A 19,595-nucleotide genomic window follows, 5' to 3' on the forward strand; every position below is an offset into this window, starting at 1 on the left:
TGATTCTAGAGCTTTTTTTGCTGCAACTTTGCTGATTTCTGCATCTTTTGCAATAGCATCGATTAATTCTGTTTTGTTCATAATAATTTTTTTTAAAAGGTTAACTTTCTTAACGTCCTTATACAAATTTAGGGTTATTCTATAATTATACAAACATTTTAAAAAAAAATACTTAAAAGTTAAAAAACTATTATTTTGATAATTTGTATAAAAAGACTTGTTTTTGTTTAATGTTCTGATTTTTAATTACTTATAGTGCTTTTGCGTTTGTAGAAAAACTCATGCCATTTAGCAAATCACTAGTGTTCATTTGCTTTTTTCCTGGAAATTGAACAGTTAAAAGCTGTAAAAAGCCATTGTTTACTGCTATTTTCATTTCTTTTTTAGTCGTAACAATAGTTCCAAGCTCCAAATTATGCGAATTTTCTTCAAAAAGTGATTGATGAATTTTTACATTCCATTCATTATCATTGTCTTTGATAATACACCAAGCACTTGGATAAGGGCTTAATCCTCTAATCTGATTGTGGATCTCTTTCCCTTCTTTATTAAAATCAATTTTACAATTGTCTTTATTTAATTTATAAGCTGTTTTTGTTTCTTCCTTAGGTTGATGTAGTAATGTGTAATCACCTAAAGAAATTAATTTTAAACTTTCGATAACTGTATCAGCGCCTAGGTGCATTAATTTGTCATGTAATTCTCCTGCATTTTCATCAGGTAGAATATCTGTTTCTTTCTTAAGTAGAATTGCACCTGTATCAATTTTTTCATCTATAAAAAATGTAGTTACTCCAGTTTTTGTTTCACCATTTATAATAGCCCAATTTATAGGAGCAGCACCTCGATAGTCTGGTAGGAGCGAAGCGTGAAGATTGAATGTTCCATATTCAGGCATTTTCCATACTACTTCTGGTAACATTCTAAAGGCTACGACGACTTGAAGATTTGCATTATAGCTTTTAAGTTCTTCAAGAAAGTTTTCATCTTTTAGATTTGTAGGCTGTAGTATAGGTAAATTCTTATCCAAAGCGTATTGTTTTACTGCAGAGTATTTTATTTTCTGTCCTCTTCCTGCAGGTTTATCAGGCGCAGTTATTACAGCAACAATATTATATTTATTTTGATAGATAGCATCAAGGATACCTACTGCAAAATCAGGAGTTCCCATAAATATGATTCGTAGATCTTTCATCGCTTTATATATTGATTTTTATTATTGATAATTATTTTATTCTCTTCTAGAAGTAATTGTAGAATAGTTGTTAACTGATTTTTATTTATTTGAGTAACAGAACTTATTTGTTCCATATTTTTTGGTTCTTCACTTAACAAGTTTAATACAATGTCTTTGTTATCAGAGGAAATTATTTGCCTTTTGCTTTTTTTAGATTGACAGGTGGAACACGTTCCACAATCTTCTTCTAAAACTTCATCAAAGTATTTTAAAAGTATTTTATTCTTGCAAATATCTTGATTTTCAATATAAAACAACATTGACTTAAATTGATTAATCTTTAATTCATTTTGTTGTTTTAAATAAGAAAATGTGCGGTATAATGCTCTATCTTCTTCCCATGGTTCATTAAAAACGATAGAAATATCATTATCCTCTGGGGTATAGATACATAATTTTTCTTCTTTCCACTTTTCTAGATATTTAAGGATATCATCAACACTCTCGTCTATTTGCTCACTTATTAACTGTAAGTCGATTTCGGTTTCGTATTCGTGTATTCCTTGATAATATCGTAATATAAAAAGTAAAATACGTTCTTCGTGTTCATTATTATCTGCTATATCTAATAACTCTCCACTAGTGGCTATAAATTGCAATTTAGTTTTTATATTTTGGCTCTGCGAAAATTTTAAAATACCTTGTCTATCTAAGAATTGTAGAGCATTATAAGCTTGTTTATGTTGGAATTTATTGTGATTGCAGAAAGCATTGAAATTAAAACTATAGTTGTCATTAAAACCTTCACCATAGGCTATATTTAGGTAATTGTTTAATTTGCGATAAACAAGTTTTAAAAAATCCTTATCAAATAGCGTTTTAGAAAACTGCTCTTTATTTGTAGCTATGTCATCTCCTGAAATTAGAATAGTAGCGAATGATTTTTTTCCATCACGTCCTCCGCGACCTGCTTCTTGATAGTAATTCTCAATGTTTTCTGGAATCTGGACATGTATAACGTTTTTTACGTTTTGTTTGTCTATTCCCATTCCAAAAGCATTAGTAGCTACTATTATTGGACTTTTCTCTTCTATCCATTCTTTTAGTCTCTTTTTTTTCTCGGTACCGCTTAGTCCACCATGAAAGAAAGTTGCTTTAAAACCAAGACTATTAAGTTGATTTGAATAATATTGACTATCTCTTCTATTTCTTACGTAGATAATAGTAGGGGCATTGTTTTTGCGCAATATTTTTTCTACTACATTAATTTTGTTTTCAACTTTATATACTCCATAGATTAAGTTTTCTCTAAAAAAGCTTTTCGTAAATATATTTGGCTGTTCAAGTTTGAGTGAGAGACAAATGTCTTTTACGACTCTATTATTTGCAGAAGCAGTTAAAGCAATAATAGAAACTGTGGGAAACAATTCTCTTAGTTGTGAAAGTTGAAGATACGCAGGTCGGAAGTCATGCCCCCATTGAGAGATACAGTGAGCTTCGTCAATTGCTATAAGATTGACTTTTAATTTTTCAATTCGATCTAATATCCAGGTTTGTTGTAGTCTTTCAGGTGAGAGATAAAGAAATTTATAATTACCATACATACAGTTATCAAATATTGCATCGATGTCAGAAATAGATGCGCTACCGACAATAGCAATAGCTTTTATACCTTTGTTAGTAAGATTATTAACTTGATCTTCTATTAATGCGATAAGGGGAGAAACCACAATACATACACCGGGCATCATTAAAGCAGGTAGCTGAAAGCAAATACTTTTTCCTCCACCAGTAGGTAATAAAGCAAATGTATCTTTATTTTTAAGAACAGAGTCAATGATTTCCTGTTGTGGATATCTAAAACTAACGTGTTTCCAATATTTTTGAAGTATCTCTAAAGCGTTATGCATAATAAATGTGAAACTGTTAGAGTTGTTTGTGTACGAATATAGTAAATATATGAATGTTAAGAGGGTTATAGTTATGAACTATAACCCTCTTAACATAAAAATAATATTATCTTTAGATACGTTCTAAAATAAATTTTATTCTAGCTTCAACAGTATCTCTAGGAACTTCTATTAAATCGTATCCGTATTTTTTATAAGTAGCAACTAAGTGTGCGTGAATTTCTTTTGCTTGCTCAAAATTTTCATATCGTTGTTCATCACTACTATATATATTTTCCCAAGGTGGCAACAAGAAAATTTGATGGTAAACATGTTTTTTACATGCTAAATCAAAACTTTCAGGGTAGTCATCCCCTTTATAATGCATATAAGCAAGTACATCAGGAATACCTCTATCTATAAAAACAATATCTGTATTCTCGTTAATTGCTTCTACATGTTGTTTTATTCTGCCTTCTAATAGTAATTGACTAAATAATAAAGGTTCAGTTAAAAATAAATTAGTAATACCTTTTTCTTGAGCTTGTTTAGTTACTTCTCTAGATATTTCTGGATAGCAAATATATCCTTGTCCGGTTAATTCGTTAATTAACGTTGTTTTTCCAGACCCTGGTCCTCCTATGATTAAGATGATTTTTTTATTCATTTTTGCTGTAAATATCAAAGGTGCAAAAGTACAATAAAATGTCAGTATGAAAAGTGTTTTAACTACATCTTTTGAAATAAGTAACTGTAAAAATGATTATATTTGCCTTATAATAAAGAGATATGGACGAAAAAACACAAGAATTTTATAAGCGCTTAAAAGAAGAGCTTGAAAAAGAGAGAAGTTGGCCAGGGCCTTATTTGTTTAAATTTATAATTCCAAATAATTTAGATAGTCTTGCTGTAATCGAAAAAGCATTTGATGGAACAGATGCTGATATTCAGACACGTAATTCTAGCAATGGGGCTTTTACTAGTGTTTCTGTGAAAGTTACTATGCAAAATGGTCAAGAAATTGTTGATAAATATATTGCAGTTTCTTCTATCGAGGGGCTTATCTCCTTGTAAAGTATATATTACTACCACAAGTTTACTTAAAAAACATATTTTTACAATAATATGAAGGACGAACTTTGTCTTTACTATTGTAAACAATAACTATATCAAAGTATGAAATTCAATTCAAAGGAAGCCATCGAGCATTTAGAATATAATACACTTAGAGAACAATTGATCATTCCAGAATATGGAAGACATTTACAAAGTTTAATCAATCACGTGTGCAAAATAGAGGATCGTGAGGAAAGAAATAAAGCAGCTCAATATGCTATTAGTGTAATGGGAAGTATGAATCCTCATTTAAGAGATGTTCCTGATTTTCAGCACAAGCTTTGGGATCAGTTGTTTATGATGGCAGACTTTAAACTTGATGTAGATTGTCCTTTTCCTATTGTTACAAAAGAAACAATAAGTAGTAGACCTCAAAAACTTGAATATCCTCAGAATCATCCTAAGTATAGATTTTATGGTAATAATATTACTTACATGATTAATGAGGCATTGAAATTTGAAGATGGTGAAATGAAAGATGCTTTGATTATGGTCATTGCAAACCATATGAAAAAAAGTTATTTGAGTTGGAACAAAGATTCTGTTAAAGACGAAGTAATTTTTGAACATTTGTATGAACTTTCTAAAGGGCGAATTAATTTAGCCAAAAAAGAAGAAGAACTTTCTACAACAGCAAATCTAATTCAGGTAAATAGAAAACAGTCTAACAAAACTAATTATTCGAATAATTCTAATACCAATCAAAAGAATAATTCCAACACCAATAAGAAGTATAAAAACAATAACAATAACCATCAGTTTAAAGCTAAGAAATAATGAGTACATTCAGAATTGAGGGAGGATATAAATTGCAAGGCGAAGTTCACGCTCAAGGGGCAAAAAATGAGGCATTGCAAATTTTATGTGCTGTATTATTAACTCCTGAAAGAGTAGTAATTTCAAATATTCCTGATATAATAGATGTTAATAAGCTAATAGAACTACTAGGGAAATTAGGAGTTAAGATAGAACATTTAGAACCAAATAAGATGAGCTTTCAAGCTGATGAGTTAGATTTGGACTATTTGATATCTGATGATTTTAAAGAGGGAGGAAAATCTCTAAGAGGCTCTATTATGATGGTTGGTCCTTTATTAGCTCGTTTTGGTAAAGGTTATATTCCTAAACCTGGTGGAGATAAAATAGGACGCCGCAGATTAGATACTCATTTTGAAGGATTTATTAAGTTAGGAGCTAAGTTTCGCTATAATAAAGAAGAATATTTCTATGGTGTAGAAGCTGATAAGTTAATCGGTACAGATATGTTATTGGAGGAAGCTTCTGTTACAGGTACTGCCAATATATTAATGGCATCTGTACTTGCTGAAGGAATCACTACAATTTATAATGCTGCTTGTGAGCCCTATATTCAACAGTTATGTAAAATGTTGATTAGTATGGGAGCTAAGATTTCAGGAGTAGGTTCTAACTTGTTAGTTATAGAAGGAGTATCTGCATTAAAAGGATGTGAGCATAGAATGCTTCCTGATATGATAGAAGTTGGTTCATGGATTGGATTAGCTGCCATGACTCAAAGTGAAGTAACAATCAAGAATGTTGGTTGGGAACATTTAGGAATAATTCCAAATACTTTTAGAAGATTAGGAATAACTTTAGAGAAACGTGGTGATGATATTTATATTCCAGCTCACGAGAATGGATATGAAATTCAAAGTTTCATTGATGGATCTATACTGACAATAGCTGATGCACCTTGGCCTGGGTTAACTCCTGACCTTTTGAGTGTTATATTAGTGGTTGCTACTCAAGCAAAAGGAGAAGTATTAATTCACCAGAAGATGTTTGAAAGTCGCCTATTCTTTGTTGATAAACTCATTGATATGGGAGCCAAAATTATATTATGTGATCCACATAGAGCTGTAGTAATAGGACATGATTTTAAATCAAAATTGAAAGCGACAAAAATGTCTTCTCCAGATATTAGAGCTGGTATCTCACTGTTAATAGCAGCATTGTCAGCTCAAGGCACAAGCGTTATTCAAAATATAGATCAAATAGATCGAGGATATGAAAGAATTGATGAGCGTTTAAGAGCATTAGGTGCTAAAATAGAAAGAATAGAAGATTAAATCATTCAATTATAAAATAATAAGAAAGGGAGTTTCAGCAATGAAACTCCCTTTCTTATTATTTTATTTCTGTATCATATCTAGAATCTTAATACCGATTACAATGCCGTGTTTTTTTTGGTGCATCAGAAGAAATAGAAGTGAAATAATCTATCCTAAAAGGTCTGAATTTTCCAAATCCAAAGTTGTTTAACCCTAAACTAAATTCTTGATATACATTTTTATCTGGTACTTCAAGCATGTGAAACCCAAATACGAAAGAGTATCTAGTTTTGTTTAATAAAGGAATTTTATTCATTAAATATCCTCTAAAATCATGTTCTAAATGGAAAGCAATAAATGATTTATTAGTGCTGTATTCATAATAAGGTAATAAGTTAAATTGCTTATTGTAAATACTACTTGACCCTATGAAAGTTTGATTACCATTAAAATGTTTGTAATCTGTAAAAGCAATGTCATTTTTCTCTAAAAAACTTCCTGCACTTAGACCTATATATAAATTTCCAATGTTACTAATATTATTATTGAATGTGGTTGAAAAACCTACATAAGTATAGTTATAATCAGAGGTTGTAGAATTTAATCCCTTTTCTAATTTTAAAGCTATAATAGGGTATTTAGAAATTGGCAAATAAAGCTTTTGATTAGGGTAACTTATAATTTTTTGGTCAAAAATTATATTTAAGCCTAAACCAAATTTAAACATCTTGTTGTTCTTAAATGGTTCGCTTTCAAAATCATTGGGGTCAAGAGGATTGTTTGAAGTGAATTCAAGATTTGGAACGAAAGGGGGACTCTGTAAATGATTTGATATTGTTTTTCTACTTGAGTACTCAATCTCTGAAGTAATTTTTATTCCTGTAAAGGCATATTGTTCATATGCTATTTTTAAATAGCTTTTCTGAAAATACTTAGCGTAGTTTTTACCAAACCAAGCACTGGCAAAAGAGTTAATAGGTGTTTTAACAGGATCGTCTTGATTAAATTGTAAGATTGAATTACCTCCAGATAGCGTTATTGTGTTATAGTTGTTTTTATTAAATAAATGAGAGGCATATCCAGATACTCTGTATTTATTTTCTGTAACCCCATAATTAACTATTGTACCAAGTTTTGTTTGTCTATTATCATCATAAGTTTTAGTATAATCTATACCTGTAGTAACATTAAATCCTTGTACAGCATTAAAAGCAAAAGTCGAAAGCAAACCTCGATAAACATATTCTTTATTTTCGTAAGAGTTAAGATATTCGTATCCTTTTATTAATTTGAATAAGGTAAAGTTATTAGTCCTTTTATCTATCGAATCTAGTACAGCTCTAGTATTATTAGAAGATAAAATTGTTTTGTCTTTAAAATTTTCTATTTCCTTATTCTTTAGAGGTAAAGGTCTAATTGCATCCCAATAAGCAGAAGATTTAGTGTTAAAATCATCTTCATATTGTATTAGCTCGATATTGAAATCTTTATTTGATATGTTTTCAATTTTTTGATAATTAGAATAATAAGAATCAAATTGACCAGTATAATCAAACACTATAAATTTACCTTTTAAATAAATACTTTGAGAGTCTTTGACATAGAAATTGATATCCTTATTATACTTGTATTTTTGTTTTACAACAAGCTGTTTAATTTCTTTCATATCTACATTCTCACCATCCATTGCACCATAAAGAGAGGTTAATTGCCACCCATTGTCAATAATAGTAAGCTCTCCATCCATTATCGGTTCTTTATCTCTTTTAGGAGAAAACTTAATAGTATATAAAGTATGATTATCTGCTGTTTTTTCTATTTGAGTTACTTTGAAATAGTAATAATTGCTTGCGTAGCTTGCTAGTGGAGAAACTAACTTTAATTGATTTGAAACTTTTTCGTCATAAAAATTAAGCTGGTTATCTGTACTAGTCTGTAAAAAGATAGCTTTATTCGTACCTATCTCAGTTTGCGCGATTACTTTTTCTTTAATATGGTTTTGATCTTTTCTTATTACTTCAGAAAAAAGCTCCCCTAAATAGATATAATTATTGTTATTGCTTAAATCTAGGGTAGCATCTAGATCTTTTCTTTTCTGCCCTAAGAATGTTTCTCTCGTGCTTACAAGTTGTAAATTACCTTTTGAGTAATAATCAACTTTATACCTTGTAAGAGGTTTGTTTTTTCTGACTAGGTTTAGAATAAAGAGTGCGTAGTCATCCTGAGGATTTTTATATGTAAAAATATTTTTGTCTTTCTCTTGTAGAGTAATTTCTAAAGGGGAATTGTATTCTTGATTTTTAGCTAAATCAATAATACGTGTAAGGTAACTTTCTGTCTGTATAATTAAATTTCCCTTATTAATTGCAGGTATAGAAAAATTACCTTCAGCATCAGAAGTCGTTTGTATATCTGTGTTTTTTATGAAGATGATGCATTTAGGTATTGGCAATCCATAATGATTAATTATTTTTCCTTTTAATACATCATCTTGCGCAAGAATACTACTATGACAAAATAGAGTAAGAAATATTACAAAAAAATAGAAGTATATCTTTGAATGCATTCTTGTTATATAAGAAATGATGAAATAGCTAAATCGTAGCTTTTTAAGCCAAAACCTACTATTACTCCAGAACAGACTGGAGAAATATAAGAATGATGTCTAAACGCTTCTCTACTAAATGTATTTGATATATGTACTTCTATGACAGGTGTGGTAATTGCTTTTATAGCATCTGCTATAGCAATAGAAGTATGAGTATAGGCTCCAGCATTTAATATTATAGCATCGTATTCAAAACCTATTTCATGTAATTTATTAATTAACTCTCCCTCTATATTACTTTGATAATACTCTAGTTCTATTTCAGGATAATTATTATTAAGCTGGTTATAATAATCTTCAAACGTATTTGATCCATATATATGAGGTTCTCTTTTACCTAATAAATTTAAATTTGGACCATTGATAATTATAATCTTCATATAGGTGATGTTTTTGCTTTGTCAAACAAAGATATTATATATCTAATGATTAGAACACTAGTACTATTTTTTTTACTAATTATAAATAGGATTACCATATTATGTAATTGTAAAGTGTTCTTTTTTGGAATCATTCTTAATAAAATGAGATAAAATTAAGTTTATTTGTTAATTTGGTGTCTTTTGTTATGATTATTAGGTGGTTAGGTGTATATATGTTTTAATAATTGTGCTATTTTGATTAATACTTATTGTTTTTAACTAAAATTTAAGAAAAATATTTAAAAGTATAACTATTTGATATATAGTTTGTTTTGTTAATAGTTGGTGTTTTTTAATGTTCTATATGTTATATTTTGTTTAAAAAAACATCTCCTGTGCGTTATCTTTTCTAATTTTGGTTTAGTTAAAATTTAAAAATAGCTAAATATGAAAAAATTAGTACTTTCAGTTATGGCAGTTGCTGCTTTTGGTTTTGCAGCTAATGCACAAGAAAAAGAAAAACCATCTTTTGGTTTCCAAGAAAATAACATTTTTGTAGAAGGAACTTTCCAAATTTCTAACACAACTGTTAAACCAGAAGGTGAATCTAAAATTAAAGAAACTAATTATACTTTTAATCCAAAAATCGGATATATGTTATCTGATAAAGTTGCAATTGGAGCTTCTTTAGCTTTTGGTAAAAACTATGATTTCGAAAATGCTTTAGTACCTGAAACTGCAGCAGATTATTTTACTAATATTTATGCAGGAGCTTTTGCTCGTTACTATTTCTTAGAATTAGGTAATCGTTTCAAAACTTATGCAGAAGTAGGAGTTGGATTTAACCAAGAAAAAGCTGGTGATTATAAAGTAACTGGTGTTAAAACAGGATTAAACGTAGGATTTAACTACTTCTTGACTGATAACTTAGCTGTTGCTTTTGATTTAGGAGATATTCTTAAATTCCAATCAGGAAATGCTAAATTTGATGGTGATAAATTAGGAACTAACACTGATTTAGAAGCAAACGTAAACGTTTTCAATAACTTCTTTGATAACGCTAAATTTGGTTTAATCTACAAATTCTAATTAAAGAATTATCAAGTTTATAATATAAGAGAGCCTCTCATTTGAGAGGCTCTTTTTTTGTTTTGTATATTTGTAAAAAAAGTAATGCTTAGTAAATACTGGGAACGAAATATAAAATTATTCGTTAACTATTTAAAACTAGAGAGAGGACTCTCAGATAACTCTATCACTAGCTATGAGTTAGATGTACGTAAGTTTTTATATTTTGTAGAAGGATTCGAAAAGGAATATACGATTGAGACTATAGATGATGATATGATACAATCCTTTGTTTATCATCTTAGTCAATTTGTTGCTCCTACTAGTCAAGCACGTATTATTTCAGGGTTAAAGAATTTCTTTAATTACTTTATTTTAGAGCATTATATCGAGCGTTCACCTGTGGAGTTGATTGATCCTCCTAAGACAGGGCGTAAATTACCTGATGTTCTCTCTTTAGAAGAAATAGACTTATTGATTAGTGCAATTGATCAGTCTTCTAACGAGGGATATAGAAATAAAGTTATTTTAGAAACCTTATATAGCTGCGGGCTTCGTGTCAGTGAACTTGTAAATCTTCGTATTTCAGATTTATTTTTTGAAGAAGGTTTCATAAGAGTTTTAGGTAAAGGCGATAAACATCGTTTTGTGCCAATTGATACACAGACTATAAAATACATCACAACTTATATTACTACGATACGCAATAAGATGACTGTTAAGAAAGATGATGTTGATATAATTTTTTTGAATAGGAGAGGAGGGAGACTTACTCGAGCAATGATTTTTACGATTATAAAGCGATTAGCGCTGGATATTAAACTTGAAAAGAATATTAGCCCACATACCTTTCGACATTCATTTGCAACGCATTTATTGGAGAATGGGGCAGATATTCGTATTATACAGGCAATGCTTGGTCACGAATCAATTACTACAACAGAAATATATACTCACGTGAGTACTGAGCGACTTAGGGTTGTAATGGAAAGTTTTCATCCACGAAGTAAAGCGAATATATAAAGAATAATAATAAATAGAAAAAGGGACTAAAGTATTTACTTTAGTCCCTTTTAGCATTTTACTATTTTAATTACTTAGCAATATTAATTGCTCTAGTTTCTCTAATTACTGTAATTTTTACTTGACCTGGATAAGTCATTTCAGTTTGAATTTTTTGTGAAATATCAAATGAAAGTGTTGCTGCCATGTCATCAGTTACTTTTTCACTCTCTACAATGACTCTTAATTCTCTACCAGCTTGAATTGCATAAGCATTTTTTACACCATTAAATTCATTTGCAATGCTTTCCAAATCTTTCAAACGTTGAATATATGAATCTAATACTTGACGTCTAGCCCCTGGTCTAGCCCCTGATATTGCATCACATACTTGAATGATAGGAGCAATAAGAGTTGTCATTTCGATTTCATCGTGGTGAGCTCCAATTGCATTGCATACTTCAGGTTTCTCTCCATATTTCTCTGCCCATTGCATTCCTAAAATAGCGTGAGGCAATTCACTTTCTGTTTCTGGAACTTTTCCTATATCGTGTAATAATCCTGCACGTTTAGCAAGTTTTACATTTAGTCCAAGTTCGGCAGCCATTAATCCACATAATTTAGCTACTTCTCTTGAGTGTTGCAATAGGTTTTGTCCATAAGATGAACGGTATTTCATACGTCCTATGACTTTAATTAATTCAGGGTGTAAACCATGAATACCTAAATCAATTACAGTACGTTTACCAATCTCTATAATCTCTTCATCAATTTGTTTCGTTGTTTTAGCAACTACTTCCTCGATTCGAGCAGGGTGAATACGACCATCAGTAACTAATCTGTGTAATGATAACCTTGCGATTTCTCTTCTTACAGGATCAAAACAAGAAAGTATAATCGCTTCTGGTGTATCATCTACGATAATCTCAACTCCTGTTGCAGCTTCAATCGCTCTAATATTTCTACCTTCACGACCGATGATTCTACCTTTTACATCATCAGATTCGATATTGAATACAGATACACAGTTTTCTACTGCTTCTTCTGTACCTACTCGTTGAATAGTATTGATAATAATCTTTTTAGCTTCTTGCTGAGCAGTTAGTTTAGCTTCTTCAATAGTATCTTGAATATAAGCCATTGCATCTGCTTTTGCTTCTGTCTTTAAGCTTTCGATAATTTGGTTTTTAGCTTCTTCAGCTGTTAATCCCGAAATTATCTCTAATTGTTCAACTTGTGAACGGTGAAGTTTTTCAACTTCCTCTTGTTTTTTCTCAATAATTTCAAGTTTGTGATTGTATTCCTCAATCTTTTTCTCACTTTCTTCAGCTGCTTTTTTAGCTTTAGATAGTTCACTTGAAATTTGTGATTCTTTGTCTCTGGTTCTCTTCTCGGCTTCTGCTATTTTTTTATCTCGAGCTAATATTACTTGTTCATGTTCAGATTTTAGTTCAATAAACTTCTCTTTCGCTTGTAATATTTTCTCTTTTTTGATGGCTTCACCTTCTGCTTTTGCATCACGCAACATCGTTTTGGCTTCGCCTTGAGCATTCTTTAATATAGAAGAAGCGTGGTTTTTTTCGAGGTATTTAGCAATTGCAAACCCAATCGCTAATCCAACCAGAATTCCTCCAATGATGAATAGTATTTCCATAAATGTTCAAAAAATTATATATAAAAAAAGCCCACATTAGCTGAGTTGCATAAACTCTAAAATATACAAGTTTTGGGTTAGCTTGCCGTTCAAGGATCTGCCAGAGGCAGCATGCTTTAGTAGCAACGATTCACCCATTTTAATTTGTTAGTGTTGAGTTTATCAAACAGGTACTAATGTGAGCAGTATCTTTAGTCTCTTTTTTATGTAAAGAACGTATTGTATTTATTATTTTTTCGAGAGAATTCGATCAATAGCTTCATCTAATTTGATAAGACGATCAATAGCTTTATTATAGCTTTCTGACGTATCTATTGTTTTTTGCTCTGTTTGTGATGCAAATTGTAGTGCACACATCGCTAGAACATCTTGCTTATCTCTTACAGCATAGTTTTCTTCAAACTGATGAATCATAGTATCAATCTTTTTCGAAGCTGTTCTTAGAGCTTCTTCTTGCGAATAAAATACCGTTAAAGGGTATACGCGATCCGCAATTGATATCTTTATTTTTAATTGTTCATCATTACTCATATTTCAACTATTTTGTGAGATGAGCGATACATTGATCAATCTCTTTTATCAATGAATTTATCTTGAGTTTCGTTTCTCTTTTTGTTTCTTCACTGCCCAATAAGGAATTTGCTAATTGAAGTGATTCATATTTCTTATAAATATCATCTAATTGCTTCTCATTTTGATGAATCTCTTCTCTTGCCGTGTTTAAATTCTCCTTTAGCTGCTTATTTTCAGCCTCTAAAACATTTAAACGCTGTATAAGTTTTGCAAACTTAACCTCTAAAGAGCTTATTATATCAGCTAGTTCACTCATTATACTTCTAATTCAAATCCTATACTACAAAGTTACAATTACATTTCTAAATTAAAAAAGTTTTCAATAAAAAAAAAGATTTTTGCGAATAGTTATAGACAATTATTACCTATCTAGCTCATTTTTAGAGATTATACTATATTTTGCGATTCTTAATGTTTATTTTAGCAAAAAAGTTGATTTAGATATGAATGGTAAAGCACTTATTAGTTTAAGTTTAGCTTGTTTAAGCATGACCTTTTATGGTCAGGAGAAAATAGTATTTGATAATCCTTTGCATATACCTATCAATGCGTCTGGGAATTTTGGAGAATTAAGAGGTACCCATTTTCATGCGGGGCTTGATATTAAAACACAGCAGCGTATTGGACTTCCTGTCTATGCTCCAGCTGATGGATATGTTTCTCGTATTAAAGTTTCTACGTGGGGATATGGCAAGGCGCTATATATTGATCACCCTAATGGGCAGACGACAGTCTATGGACATTTGAATGCTTATGCTGGTGATATTGCTGATTTCGTAAAGAAAAGACATTATGCCGAAAAGAGTTTCGAAATTGAAATGTTTCCTAGAAAGAATGAATTAGCCGTTAAAAAAGGGGATATTATTGCCTATACCGGGAATACAGGAGGATCAGGAGGACCGCATTTGCACTTTGAAGTAAGAGATTCTAAAACCCAGAAAATTATCAACCCTCTTAAAGAAGGAATGGATAAATATATGACAGATACGCAAGTACCTTCTGTTAATAGTATTTATGCTTATCCAATTAGTGAAGATGCTGTTGTTAATCAAGATCAAATTGCTCATAAGTTAAGTTATACTACTTTAGAAGATGGTTCTTTATTAGTACCTATTGTCAAAGCTAAAGGGAAAATAGGTTTTGGAGTCGATATTTTTGACACTGCGGATTTTAATCACAATAAAAACGGCGTATATAAATTAGAAGCTTTTATTAATGGCAAAAGTTCTTTCTCTTATCGTTTCGATACTTTTTCTTTTGCAGAGTCAGGAATAGTTAATGCTCTTATTGACTATGAGCACAATCAAAAAACAAAACAAAAAGTTCAAAAGCTATTTTATGAAAAACCTTATAGCTTATCAGTTTTAAATGTTGATACTAATTTTGGTATAATAGATATTACCCCTAGCAGTAGTTTTACTTATCGCATCGTATTAACTGATTATCACGGAAATGAAAAAGCAATTGTAATTCCTATCGAATATGCTGATGAGCTAGTTGTGAATAAGCGAAAAGTTGTAAGTGGTGATTATAAAATTAATTCAGATAGAGATTATATTTTTGAGAAAGACTTTGTAACAATTAATATTCCTGCAAAAACATTTTATAATGATTTTGAGATGGACTTTTCTGTAGATGGTGAAGTAGCCAAAATACACAATACTAATGTTCCTTTGAGTAAAAATATTAAAGTTACTTTTGATACCACTAACTTAACAGTTGATAATCCTTCAAAAGCGTTTATTGGTAGAATAGATGATAGAGGGAATAAGAGTTTTTACAGTACTACAAAAAAAGGTGCGCTCTATACGATTTCTACAAAAAGTTTTGGAAACTATAAGGTTATGGCAGACGATACGCCCCCTACTATTTATAAACCAAGTTTCAAAGAAGGGGATTGGCTAAGTAATGCTTCTGAGATATCTTTTTTAGTTAAAGATGATTTGTCTGGTATCAATACTATTGAAGGAACTATAAATGGTAAGTGGATACTACTTGACTATGAATACAAAGACAATAAAATAAAACACAAATTTAGTGATGGTATTGTCTCTTCAGGTAGAAATGATGTAGAGATAAAAGTTACTGATAGAATGGGAAATAGTACGGTTTATACTACTCATTTTTTTAGAAAATAAATAGAGAATACTCAATATATAAGGAATACTTATTTAGAGTTAGTAAAATTGAATTTTATAACATAATTATATGCAATAATTCAATTATCTTTGATTCTATTAAATTGCGATATATGAAACTTAAGGCAGGTAGTTTTTTTATTTTAGGTTTAGCTTTATTGACTATTTCTTGTAAACAAGAAGAAAAGCCAAAAGTTATTTATAAACCAGATAGCGAAGAGACTAAAGTAGAGTTAGTTGAAAAAGCTAAAGAAGGAGAGCGAACAGATGATATCCGTATTGCTGACTTACCTATTGTAATGGGAGATTCTAATTATCTAATTCATCCTATAGGACAAGTTAGAGTTTATAATTACAATTCTAAATATGGAAGTAATAAGTCTAGTCATTTTTCTTATACTGTTTCTAACTATGTGCCTTTTGAAATAACAGGCTATTTAGAGAATTTAATGTTTCAGCACAAAGATTCATTAGATATTAGACCATTGACAAATCTTAAAATGCAAATACAATCAGTTAGTTATTTAAAGTCAATAGCTGATAAAACTAAAAAACAAATATTAGTATATAATGTATTTGATAGTGATACTAATCGCGATGGAAAGATTGACAATTCAGATATTAAAACACTTTATATAAGCGATATTAATGGTACTAAGTTTAAAAAAATAACCTCTGACTTACATGAATTATTAGATTGGACTGTAATTGATGTTCAAAACAGATTATACTTCAGAACCATAGAAGACATTAATAAAAATGGAGCATTTGATAAAGATGACAATGTGAATTATTATTATATCAATCTTCTAGATAAGCAATGGGAAGTAATAAATTATAATCCTATGCAGATCAGAAATGAGATAGAGATTATAGATGAGAATGAAAAAGAAGACACGCCTAATTAAGCGTGTCTTTTCTTAATAAAATAAATACTAATAGGTTAGCATATAGCATTGCTAATTTTTGCAGATTCGAAAGTTGCCATATGGTTTAAAAAATTCACGGCATTTTTTATAATTGGATAAGCAAGCGCACAGCTAGTACCTTCTCCTAGCTTTAGATTCATTTTTAAAATTCCTCTTTCACCTAATGATCGCAATATTAATTGATGTACTTGTTCTTCTGATTCATGACAAAACAAGGTGTTTTTAGTAATGTTAGGTTCTATTTTTGAAGCTAATATTAGTGCACTACAGCAGATAAAACCATCGATAAGTATAATCATGTTTTGTTTATAAGCTTCTAGCATAGCACTAGTCATTTGTGCAATTTCAAAACCGCCAAATGTTTCTAATAAGTCTAATGGTTTTAATGTATTAGGATATTGATGTTGTATTGCAAAAAGTGTTTTTTGTTTTTCTGCAAATTGCTCTTCATCTTTCATTGTACCTTTACAAATACATTTTTCAAGGGGTAAATGTAACAGATTACTTAATAATAGTGCGGTAGTAGAAGAGTTTCCAATTCCCATTTCTCCAAATCCTATAATATTACAACCTTCTTTACTTAGTTTTTGAATATGTTTTGCTGCATGCCCAAAGCAATAGTCTAATTGTTTTCGCGTCATAGCTTTAGACTTACGAATATTATTGGTGCCATAACCAGCTTTTGAATGAATAAGTTTGGGATGTGAAGGGATTTCTGCATTTATACCTGCATCGATAACTTTAAAATCTATCTTATTCTCTTTACAAAAAACATTAATTGCAGCTCCTTCCGCCAGAAAATTACTGACCATCTGATGAGTAACTTCTTGTGGATAAGCACTTACATTTTCTTCTGCTATGCCGTGATCTGCAGCATAGATTAATATTGTTGGCTTTTTTAATTGGGGCGTCAAAGTGTTTTGAGCTTTTGCAATTTTAAAAGCAATTTGTTCAAGCAGTCCTAATGAGTTAATAGGTTTTGTCTTGAGATCAATTTTTTGTTGTAATTCTCTGTCAAAATTAGTGTTTATCATGTGAGTTTGGGGTGTTTGATTGTTGTGTGATTCGTGTTTTCAAAATGTTATTAAACTTTGAAATACAATGATAAATAATAATTTCGGAATATTTACATTATTTTATTTTCAATTAACTCTTTTAACGCTTGATTCATTGCGATAAAACCTTGTTTGGTGTTTGTTTTTAGTTTATTCTTAAATAGGGGTGCTAATAATCCTGAGAATTTTTCACTTTGGGAGAATAAGCATTCATTCGGAGAAAGAACAGTAATTTCAAAAGAATGTCTACCATCAAAAAGTCCTTTTATTCCCAATCTTCCTATCCAAACTAATTTTTTATTGTCAATTAATTCTATGATAGTAGGAGTAAAAGTCATTTTGTCTATTTGAACTTTTATTTTCTTGTGAAGCTGAACATCTCCACTAATATTTTTAATAAAAGGATTCCATACAGTGTAGTTGGGAAAGTTTAGTAACGCTTGCCAAATTTGTTCTGGTGTTGCTGTTATAATTGTAGAAGTTGTAATCTCCATAGTTTTAATATTTATATGGAGTAAAGGTGTTTTATATATTAGATATTCTTCTTGACTTTTATCAAGAAAATGGAGAATGCTATTTATTTGTTTCTTTTCGTCTTATTCTACTTAGAGTTTCAGGAGTCATTCCTAATAGCGAAGCTATATATTGATGAGGTACTTCATTAAATAAAAAACCGTATTCTTGAAAGAATTTATTATATCTCTCTTGGGAATTTAAAGCAATAAAGTTAAATATTCGCTGTTCCATTTGCATGAAGCAGTGACATATAAAATTCTTTTCTTTCTGATGCCAATTATGAATATAGGATTGAAGTAATTCATAATTTTCTCTAGATATTTCAAGTACTGATATATCTGTCAATGCTTCTAGATTCCATTGATTAGGCTGATCAAAAATCCAGGCAGATAAATTGGTTACAAAATAGTTGGGTATGCTAATCCATTGTGTAATTTCTTTTCCATCTGCATAGCTAAATATCCTAATATAACCATTTTGTAAAAAGTAAAGGCGATTACATTTACTATTGTATTCTTGCAATAAACTTCCTTTGGTATATGTTTTTTGGACAAAATAGTTTAAAGCTATTTTTAACTCCTCTGCTGTTAAAGATAAGGTTTGTTGTAGTACATTTTCTAATACCATTCCTAGGAAGTTTTGTTATAAGATAGAACTATACAAAAAATGCCTCTGTGTAAAAGAGGCATTTTTATTATTGTTTTTTTAACTCAGTATCTAATACACGGCGTTCTTTAATGAACGACTCTAATTGTTTACCATATTTATGTTGAGTAACTTCTGGTGATAATGAATTATAAATTGTATCCAAAAATTTAATATTTGCATCATACAGTTCTGTCAATGCAATATATGGTGCTACATCTTTATCTTTATTGTTTAAAGCAAAATTAACCGCATTCAAATATCTTCGGATTGTTAATTTATCAGATACTTTTAATAAACTATCACGTTTTTGAAGATTGTTATCTTTCTCACTATTGAATATATCTACTAATAAAGCATTTTGTCTGTCAGTGATATTGATTCTAGTAGTAAGGTAATTTTTATAAGCATCTTGGTTTGCTGATCCAGAAACTTTTGCATCAGCAAAAAACTTTTTTAAAGTTGTTTTTACTTCAATATCTCCAGGTTCTGCAAAGAAAGAAATTTGATTATCTTGAGATACTGTATGCCCTCTGTCTAGAGTAAGATAAAGCATTTCTGGTGACTCTAGATTAACTCCAAATTTAAAATCTGACTTGCCATCAATAATTACAGAGTCAATTGCAACTAATAAAGTGTCTTGTATTTGATTAAGGTAAATTTTTCCTTGTTTAAATCCTTCTACATTACCACTAATGCGCACATTTCCTTTTGTGTTACTTTTTTTGTCACAAGAGGTTAAAAATGCACAACCAGCAATTAAAAGAGTGTAAAAAACTTTTTTCATATAT

The 19,595-nt window shown here is 30.1% G+C and carries 18 protein-coding genes, 1 other RNA gene and 2 pseudogenes; 7 read left to right on the top strand and 14 right to left on the bottom strand.

Going from position 1 to position 19,595, the window contains the following annotated elements; translation table 11 throughout:
- The 4 genes and pseudogenes from RH98_RS15905 to RH98_RS02390 all read right to left on the bottom strand — a co-directional run.
- A pseudogene (locus RH98_RS15905) lies at positions 1-81 on the bottom strand (HU family DNA-binding protein); the annotation flags it as partial.
- Positions 82-250: 169 nt separating this feature from the next.
- Positions 251-1,195, bottom strand: a complete 945-nt coding sequence (gene fmt, locus RH98_RS02380; protein ID WP_010250103.1) for a methionyl-tRNA formyltransferase — start codon at positions 1,193-1,195, stop codon at positions 251-253.
- Positions 1,192-3,087 (bottom strand): RecQ family ATP-dependent DNA helicase, encoded by a 1,896-nt coding sequence (locus tag RH98_RS02385; protein WP_010250105.1) that lies wholly within the window; start codon positions 3,085-3,087, stop codon positions 1,192-1,194. The genes fmt and RH98_RS02385 overlap by 4 nt, the downstream gene beginning before the upstream one ends.
- Positions 3,088-3,199: 112 nt before the next feature.
- Positions 3,200-3,733 (bottom strand): AAA family ATPase, encoded by a 534-nt coding sequence (locus tag RH98_RS02390; RefSeq protein WP_010250107.1) that lies wholly within the window; start codon positions 3,731-3,733, stop codon positions 3,200-3,202.
- A gap of 122 nt (positions 3,734-3,855) precedes the next feature.
- Here RH98_RS02390 and RH98_RS02395 point away from each other — a divergent pair, with 122 nt between their 5' ends.
- The 3 genes from RH98_RS02395 (at position 3,856) to murA (ending at position 6,272) form a co-directional block, all read left to right on the top strand.
- The gene (locus RH98_RS02395) at positions 3,856-4,140 is read left to right on the top strand and encodes a DUF493 family protein (RefSeq protein WP_010250109.1); all 285 of its coding nucleotides are present in this window, start codon (positions 3,856-3,858) and stop codon (positions 4,138-4,140) included.
- Between the two features lie 102 nt (positions 4,141-4,242).
- Complete coding sequence (locus tag RH98_RS02400; RefSeq protein ID WP_010250111.1) at positions 4,243-4,959, top strand: DUF4290 domain-containing protein; 717 nt, start codon at positions 4,243-4,245, stop codon at positions 4,957-4,959.
- A complete protein-coding gene (gene murA, locus RH98_RS02405) occupies positions 4,959-6,272 on the top strand; it encodes a UDP-N-acetylglucosamine 1-carboxyvinyltransferase (RefSeq protein WP_010250112.1) in 1,314 nt (437 codons plus the stop codon). Before RH98_RS02400 ends, murA begins: the two co-directional genes overlap by 1 nt.
- 88 nt (positions 6,273-6,360) lie before the next feature.
- Here the strand turns inward: murA and RH98_RS02410 are convergent, their stop codons facing one another.
- Together RH98_RS02410 and aroQ are read right to left on the bottom strand one after the other, a co-directional pair.
- Complete coding sequence (locus RH98_RS02410; protein ID WP_010250114.1) at positions 6,361-8,820, bottom strand: DUF5686 family protein; 2,460 nt, start codon at positions 8,818-8,820, stop codon at positions 6,361-6,363.
- 5 nt (positions 8,821-8,825) lie between these two features.
- Positions 8,826-9,242 (bottom strand): type II 3-dehydroquinate dehydratase, encoded by a 417-nt coding sequence (aroQ, locus tag RH98_RS02415; RefSeq protein ID WP_010250116.1) that lies wholly within the window; start codon positions 9,240-9,242, stop codon positions 8,826-8,828.
- Between the two features lie 429 nt (positions 9,243-9,671).
- Between aroQ and RH98_RS02420 the strand changes: the two genes are divergently transcribed.
- Together RH98_RS02420 and xerD are read left to right on the top strand one after the other, a co-directional pair.
- Positions 9,672-10,313 (top strand): outer membrane beta-barrel protein, encoded by a 642-nt coding sequence (locus tag RH98_RS02420; RefSeq protein ID WP_010250118.1) that lies wholly within the window; start codon positions 9,672-9,674, stop codon positions 10,311-10,313.
- A gap of 84 nt (positions 10,314-10,397) precedes the next feature.
- Positions 10,398-11,315 (top strand): site-specific tyrosine recombinase XerD, encoded by a 918-nt coding sequence (gene xerD / locus RH98_RS02425; RefSeq protein ID WP_010250120.1) that lies wholly within the window; start codon positions 10,398-10,400, stop codon positions 11,313-11,315.
- Between the two features lie 70 nt (positions 11,316-11,385).
- Here the strand turns inward: xerD and rny are convergent, their stop codons facing one another.
- From rny to RH98_RS02440, 4 genes are all read right to left on the bottom strand, one after another.
- Positions 11,386-12,948 carry a ribonuclease Y gene (gene rny, locus RH98_RS02430; protein ID WP_010250122.1) on the bottom strand — a complete coding sequence of 521 codons (1,563 nt, stop codon included), beginning with the start codon at positions 12,946-12,948 and terminating at the stop codon, positions 11,386-11,388.
- 51 nt (positions 12,949-12,999) lie between these two features.
- Positions 13,000-13,107, bottom strand: a non-coding RNA gene (gene ssrS / locus RH98_RS15385) — 6S RNA.
- 69 nt (positions 13,108-13,176) lie between these two features.
- Entirely contained in the window at positions 13,177-13,479 is a 303-nt protein-coding gene (locus tag RH98_RS02435) for a cell division protein ZapA (protein ID WP_010250124.1), read from the bottom strand.
- 7 nt (positions 13,480-13,486) lie between these two features.
- Entirely contained in the window at positions 13,487-13,777 is a 291-nt protein-coding gene (locus tag RH98_RS02440) for a coiled-coil domain-containing protein (protein ID WP_010250127.1), read from the bottom strand.
- A 187-nt stretch (positions 13,778-13,964) separates the two neighbouring features.
- Between RH98_RS02440 and RH98_RS02445 the strand changes: the two genes are divergently transcribed.
- Both RH98_RS02445 and RH98_RS02450 read left to right on the top strand, forming a co-directional pair.
- Complete coding sequence (locus tag RH98_RS02445) at positions 13,965-15,659, top strand: M23 family metallopeptidase (RefSeq protein ID WP_010250129.1); 1,695 nt, start codon at positions 13,965-13,967, stop codon at positions 15,657-15,659.
- Positions 15,660-15,772: 113 nt separating this feature from the next.
- Positions 15,773-16,567, top strand: coding sequence for a hypothetical protein (locus tag RH98_RS02450; RefSeq protein ID WP_010250132.1), 795 nt, complete (start codon positions 15,773-15,775; stop codon positions 16,565-16,567).
- A gap of 35 nt (positions 16,568-16,602) precedes the next feature.
- Here the strand turns inward: RH98_RS02450 and cobT are convergent.
- The 4 genes and pseudogenes from cobT to RH98_RS02470 form a co-directional block, all read right to left on the bottom strand.
- Positions 16,603-17,634, bottom strand: a pseudogene (gene cobT, locus RH98_RS02455) (nicotinate-nucleotide--dimethylbenzimidazole phosphoribosyltransferase); the annotation flags it as partial.
- 80 nt (positions 17,635-17,714) lie between these two features.
- Complete coding sequence (locus RH98_RS02460; protein WP_010250136.1) at positions 17,715-18,137, bottom strand: SRPBCC domain-containing protein; 423 nt, start codon at positions 18,135-18,137, stop codon at positions 17,715-17,717.
- Positions 18,138-18,216: 79 nt separating this feature from the next.
- Positions 18,217-18,786: a Crp/Fnr family transcriptional regulator gene (locus RH98_RS02465; protein ID WP_010250139.1), complete on the bottom strand. Its 570-nt coding sequence runs from the start codon at positions 18,784-18,786 to the stop codon at positions 18,217-18,219.
- A 67-nt stretch (positions 18,787-18,853) separates the two neighbouring features.
- A complete protein-coding gene (locus RH98_RS02470; RefSeq protein ID WP_010250141.1) occupies positions 18,854-19,591 on the bottom strand; it encodes a DUF4369 domain-containing protein in 738 nt (245 codons plus the stop codon).
- Between the last annotated feature and the right edge of the window lie 4 nt (positions 19,592-19,595).

Origin of the sequence: Myroides injenensis M09-0166 (genome assembly GCF_000246945.1) — a bacterium.
GTDB classification, from domain to species: Bacteria; Bacteroidota; Bacteroidia; order Flavobacteriales; family Flavobacteriaceae; genus Flavobacterium; species Flavobacterium injenense.

Bases quoted from the DNA above. Each gene is read 5' to 3' on its own strand.
- fmt (WP_010250103.1), bottom strand. From the start codon at position 1,195: ATGAAAGATCTACGAATCATATTTATGGGAACTCCTGATTTTGCAGTA.
- RH98_RS02385 (WP_010250105.1), bottom strand. From the start codon at position 3,087: ATGCATAACGCTTTAGAGATACTTCAAAAATATTGGAAACACGTTAGT.
- RH98_RS02390 (WP_010250107.1), bottom strand. From the start codon at position 3,733: ATGAATAAAAAAATCATCTTAATCATAGGAGGACCAGGGTCTGGAAAA.
- RH98_RS02395 (WP_010250109.1), top strand. From the start codon at position 3,856: ATGGACGAAAAAACACAAGAATTTTATAAGCGCTTAAAAGAAGAGCTT.
- RH98_RS02400 (WP_010250111.1), top strand. From the start codon at position 4,243: ATGAAATTCAATTCAAAGGAAGCCATCGAGCATTTAGAATATAATACA.
- murA (WP_010250112.1), top strand. From the start codon at position 4,959: ATGAGTACATTCAGAATTGAGGGAGGATATAAATTGCAAGGCGAAGTT.
- RH98_RS02410 (WP_010250114.1), bottom strand. From the start codon at position 8,820: ATGCATTCAAAGATATACTTCTATTTTTTTGTAATATTTCTTACTCTA.
- aroQ (WP_010250116.1), bottom strand. From the start codon at position 9,242: ATGAAGATTATAATTATCAATGGTCCAAATTTAAATTTATTAGGTAAA.
- RH98_RS02420 (WP_010250118.1), top strand. From the start codon at position 9,672: ATGAAAAAATTAGTACTTTCAGTTATGGCAGTTGCTGCTTTTGGTTTT.
- xerD (WP_010250120.1), top strand. From the start codon at position 10,398: ATGCTTAGTAAATACTGGGAACGAAATATAAAATTATTCGTTAACTAT.
- rny (WP_010250122.1), bottom strand. From the start codon at position 12,948: ATGGAAATACTATTCATCATTGGAGGAATTCTGGTTGGATTAGCGATT.
- RH98_RS02435 (WP_010250124.1), bottom strand. From the start codon at position 13,479: ATGAGTAATGATGAACAATTAAAAATAAAGATATCAATTGCGGATCGC.
- RH98_RS02440 (WP_010250127.1), bottom strand. From the start codon at position 13,777: ATGAGTGAACTAGCTGATATAATAAGCTCTTTAGAGGTTAAGTTTGCA.
- RH98_RS02445 (WP_010250129.1), top strand. From the start codon at position 13,965: ATGAATGGTAAAGCACTTATTAGTTTAAGTTTAGCTTGTTTAAGCATG.
- RH98_RS02450 (WP_010250132.1), top strand. From the start codon at position 15,773: ATGAAACTTAAGGCAGGTAGTTTTTTTATTTTAGGTTTAGCTTTATTG.
- RH98_RS02460 (WP_010250136.1), bottom strand. From the start codon at position 18,137: ATGGAGATTACAACTTCTACAATTATAACAGCAACACCAGAACAAATT.
- RH98_RS02465 (WP_010250139.1), bottom strand. From the start codon at position 18,786: ATGGTATTAGAAAATGTACTACAACAAACCTTATCTTTAACAGCAGAG.
- RH98_RS02470 (WP_010250141.1), bottom strand. From the start codon at position 19,591: ATGAAAAAAGTTTTTTACACTCTTTTAATTGCTGGTTGTGCATTTTTA.